The organism is Clostridium cuniculi (assembly GCF_004353185.1).
Taxonomy (GTDB): Bacteria; Bacillota; Clostridia; order Clostridiales; family Clostridiaceae; genus Clostridium; species Clostridium cuniculi.
In genome coordinates, this window is the sequence record NZ_SMUS01000077.1 from 1 (window position 1) to 4,371 (window position 4,371).

Annotated in this window: 3 protein-coding genes, 2 tRNA genes and 4 rRNA genes; 8 read left to right on the forward strand and 1 reads right to left on the reverse strand. The window is 29.4% G+C overall.

Annotated elements, in window-relative coordinates:
* The 6 genes from EJJ37_RS19380 to EJJ37_RS19405 form a co-directional block, all read left to right on the forward strand.
* Window positions 1-124: ribosomal RNA gene (locus EJJ37_RS19380) — 23S ribosomal RNA — on the forward strand; the annotation flags it as partial.
* Between the two features lie 46 nt (window positions 125-170).
* A 5S ribosomal RNA gene (gene rrf, locus EJJ37_RS19385) occupies window positions 171-287 on the forward strand.
* 5 nt (window positions 288-292) lie between these two features.
* Window positions 293-368 (forward strand) — tRNA-Lys (locus EJJ37_RS19390).
* A 102-nt stretch (window positions 369-470) separates the two neighbouring features.
* On the forward strand, window positions 471-1,427 hold the full coding sequence (locus EJJ37_RS19395; protein WP_133017080.1) for an L-lactate dehydrogenase: 957 nt from the start codon (window positions 471-473) through the stop codon (window positions 1,425-1,427).
* Window positions 1,428-1,709: 282 nt separating this feature from the next.
* Window positions 1,710-1,826: ribosomal RNA gene (rrf, locus tag EJJ37_RS19400) — 5S ribosomal RNA — on the forward strand.
* 5 nt (window positions 1,827-1,831) lie between these two features.
* Window positions 1,832-1,907 (forward strand) — tRNA-Lys (locus EJJ37_RS19405).
* Window positions 1,908-1,983: 76 nt separating this feature from the next.
* Here the strand turns inward: EJJ37_RS19405 and EJJ37_RS19410 are convergent.
* Window positions 1,984-2,748, reverse strand: a complete 765-nt coding sequence (locus EJJ37_RS19410) for a signal peptidase II (RefSeq protein WP_133017081.1) — start codon at window positions 2,746-2,748, stop codon at window positions 1,984-1,986.
* Window positions 2,749-2,910: 162 nt separating this feature from the next.
* Here EJJ37_RS19410 and EJJ37_RS19415 point away from each other — a divergent pair, with 162 nt between their 5' ends.
* Together EJJ37_RS19415 and EJJ37_RS19420 are read left to right on the forward strand one after the other, a co-directional pair.
* Window positions 2,911-3,714, forward strand: coding sequence for a pyruvate, water dikinase regulatory protein (locus EJJ37_RS19415; RefSeq protein ID WP_133017082.1), 804 nt, complete (start codon window positions 2,911-2,913; stop codon window positions 3,712-3,714).
* Window positions 3,715-4,275: 561 nt separating this feature from the next.
* A 16S ribosomal RNA gene (locus EJJ37_RS19420) occupies window positions 4,276-4,371 on the forward strand; the annotation flags it as partial.

The window sequence follows — 4,371 nt, forward strand, 5'->3', positions numbered from 1 at the left end:
AGATGAGATTTCCCATAGCATAAGCTAGTAAGACCCCTTGAAGAACACAAGGTTGATAGGTCAGAGGTGTAAGTGCGGTAACGTATGTAGCTGACTGATACTAATAGGTCGAGGGCTTGACCAATAAAATAGAATAATTCATGTGCAATTTTGAGATAACAATCTCAAGATCTGGTGATGATGGCGTAGAGGAAACACTCCTTCCCATTCCGAACAGGAAAGTTAAGCTCTACAGCGTCGATGGTACTGCACGGGAGACTGTGTGGGAGAGTAGAACGTTGCCAGGTAATTTGCGCTATTAGCTCAGTTGGTAGAGCACCTGACTCTTAATCAGGGTGTCCCCGGTTCGAACCCGTGATGGCGCACCAAAACCTTAATTTATCATAAGATAAATTAAGGTTTTTTTTGTTTTTTAATTACTTTATAATGAAAAATGATATAATAGTAAAATGTAAAAGGAGGGCTAAATAATGGCATTAAAAAGTAGAAAAGTAGCTATTGTTGGAACAGGTTTAGTAGGATCGAGTACAGCATTTAGTTTAATAACACAAGGTGTGTGTGAAGAGATATTAATGATTGATTTGAATAAAGAACGTGCTTTAGGGGAAGCGATGGATTTAAACCATTGTATAGAGTATTTAAATAGAAATACAAAGGTAAGAGCAGGTTCATATGAAGAGTGTGGAGATGTTGATATTGTAGTAATAACAGCAGGTGCACCGCCTAAACCAGGACAAACAAGAATAGATACTTTACATTTATCGGCTAAAATAGCAGAGTCTATAGTGAATCCAATAATGAAAAGTGGATTTAAAGGATATTTTATAATTATATCTAATCCAGTAGATATGATTGCATATCATGTATATAAATTATCCGGATTACCTAAAAGTCATATAATAGGTACGGGAACATCAGTTGATTCTGCAAGATTGAAGAATTTTATTGGGGAATTATTAAAAGTGGATCCAAGATGTGTTCAAGCATATTCTATGGGAGAACATGGAGATTCGCAAATGGTGCCATGGTCACATGTATATGTTGGAGGTAAACCATTTTTAAAAGTTATTGAAGACAATCAAGATAGAGTTGGAGATGTAAATTTAAATAACCTTGTATTAGATACAGCTAAAGCAGGATGGGAAGTATATAATAGAAAGGGAACTACATATTATGGAATAGCAACAGCTGCAGTTGCAATAATAAAAGCAATTATAAATGATGAGAATAGAATAATGCCGGTTTCTACATTATTAGATGGCGAGTATGGAGAATTTAATGTATTTACAGGAGTACCAGTTGTTTTAAATGGTACTGGAGTTAAGGAAGTCGTAGAGATTGATATGTTACCAGAGGAACTTAATAAATTTAAGGAATCAAATGATTTTATAAGAAAATGTATTTCCGAATTAGGATATGAAATATAAATAAAAGTTACATATAATAAAAGATTAATTTAATGGCATTTTATATTTTTGATTAAAAGTAAAGTTAAGTAATTTATCATCAAATTACTTAACTTTATGTAAAAACAGTTATTTTTAAGTGTGTTACTTATAAGATATCTATTTAAATATAAAGGGATTTGGGGATAAAAAATAAAAATTAGAGAATAATAAAATTATTTTTAAAAATATGTTGACATATGTAGAATATATATATATAATTAATACTTGTTGAGGGACAAATCAACAAAACAAAAAAATAAATCTGGTGATGATGGCGTAGAGGAAACACTCCTTCCCATTCCGAACAGGAAAGTTAAGCTCTACAGCGTCGATGGTACTGCACGGGAGACTGTGTGGGAGAGTAGAACGTTGCCAGGTAAAATGGTTTACTAGCTCAGTCGGTAGAGCACTTGACTTTTAATCAAGGTGTCCGGGGTTCGATTCCCCGGTAAGCCACCAAAATCACTTCTATTATAGAAGTGATTTTTTAATAAGAACTTGCTTAGCATAATATATATATAAAAGGAAAAGGTATTTATGCCTTTTCCTTTTTTAATATTTTTAAAATATCATTTTTTATAAATTTGAAAAAATCTTTAATTGCTTTTATATCATCTTTTAAATTACTATCTTCTTCAGAGAAGAATCCATTTTTATAGCATGACATAATGAAAAATAACAAACCAAGATTAATATATATATCTTTTAGATCAGCTATAAATAAATCACTTATACCAATAAAGTCTAAGCTACCACCATAAAAAACCTTATCTATAAACGAACATAATGCGCCTGCAAATATAAATAAAAAGCACATATCTGTCCAAAAGTTTTTCCCGGTTTTAAATTTAATATATCTATAAATTTCAATAAATAATATTAATGAAATACCATTAATTAATATTAATAATGGAAAACTAATATTGAAATTGAATCTGGCATTTAACCATGAACCTTGAGTATTTATTATTGGATTAAAGGATAAGAAATTCGGTATTATTTCAAAATAGTTATCGAAATAATTTAGTTTTATAATTAGTTTTATTCCCTGATCTAATAACATTAATATTATAAATGTTACTAATAAAGACTTATTATTTAGTCCATTTGGTCTTTTTGTACTGCATTTATATATAATCCATCCAGTAAGGGCAAATACTAAAATTAAAGATAGGTTTAAAATTAAAGTATATAAATCATTAACTCTACCACTAAAAACTTCAAATAAAAAATATATAAGCCACATAGCTGGCAATATACCAATTGTAAGCATTTTATCTTTATTAAAAGAATATTTCATAAGTTCCTCCTAAAGTTGTAATAAGTATATTTAGATTTTATCATATTAAATATAATAATTCACTATGTTAGCAATTTATTCAAAAATCTTGTTATAATGATATTTGGGAAGAGAATTTATTAAAAGTAATATTTGATATGTAAAATTAGGAGGTTATTAAGAATGTTAACGATTTTTGCAGTATCTGACTCAATAGGAGAAACAGCAGAACAGGTAGCTGAAGCGGCAGCAAGTCAATTTTCTGAAAATGTAGAAGTAAGAAGAGTACCGTATGTTAAATCTTTAGAAGATGTGGAAGATTTAATGAGAGATATAAGAGAATGTGAGAAGTCAATGATTGTATCAACAATTATTACTGTAAATGTAAGAGAATATTTAACACAGAAATGCGTGGAAAGTAATTTATCTGTAATAAATATTTTAGGACCTATAATAAATGTTGCATCATCACTTTTAGATCAACAACCACAATATAATCCAGGAGCTATGTGGAAAACTGATGAAGCTTATTTTAAAAGAATTGAAGCAATGGAGTTTGCTATGCAGTATGATGATAGTAAGGATTATAGAGGATTAAAAAATGCAGATGTTGTCTTAGTTGGACTTTCAAGAACTTCAAAAACCCCTTTATGCATGTATTTAGCTAATAAGGGTATTAAAGCTATTAATATCCCATTAGTTCCTGAAGTTGAAGTTCCTAAGGAATTATACGAAATAGATAAACATAAAGTATTTGGATTAACAATAAATCCATTGCAGTTAATAGAGATAAGAAAAAGAAGACTTGATAAATTTCATAGAATTCCTTCGAATATCGAATATGCAGGGGATGCTAGAATATTAGAGGAGTTTGATTTTGCAGATAAGATAATTAGAAGGTTAGGATGCAAAACTATAGATGTAACACAAAGAGCCATAGAAGATACTGCATTAATAATAATTAAAGCATTAGGATGTGATAAGTAGATTTATTTACTTTATATATGAAATATATAATTCACTATAATAAAATTATAATTAAAAGAATAGTGAGTAAGAAATAGTGAGATATTGTATATAAATAAATTGTGTAATAAATGATAAAATGGAGTTTTATAATATAAATTATTAATTTAACGAAACAATAGAAACTTTATTAAAATAAGGACCTAAGAAGAAATATTCTTAGGTTTTTTTATATAAAAATTTTATTTAATTAATTTAAGTAAAAATATTGACATATATACTAAAAGAATGATAAGATAAAACGCGTCGCTAATAAAAAAGCGCTTAATAGCTTGAGAATAAGTTATTGACAAGTAGCTTTTGAGGTGATAAGATAATTAATGTCGATTGCGAGAAATGTTGAAAATTTTGAAAAAAGTTGTTGACAGAAAAGTTTCTCAGTGATAAGATAAGAAAGTCGCTTGGGTGCGACAGAGTAAATGGTCTTTGAAAATTGAACAGAATATAGTTAAAGTAAACCAGCAATTCTTTTGAGAGTCTTAAAACAAAGACTCAAAGTAATTTGAGCAAATGATTAAACTTTTTAGTGAGAGTTTGATCCTGGCTCAGGACGAACGCTGGCGGCGTGCCTAACACATGCAAGTCGAGCGAGTGGAGTTCTTCGGAACAAAGCTAGCG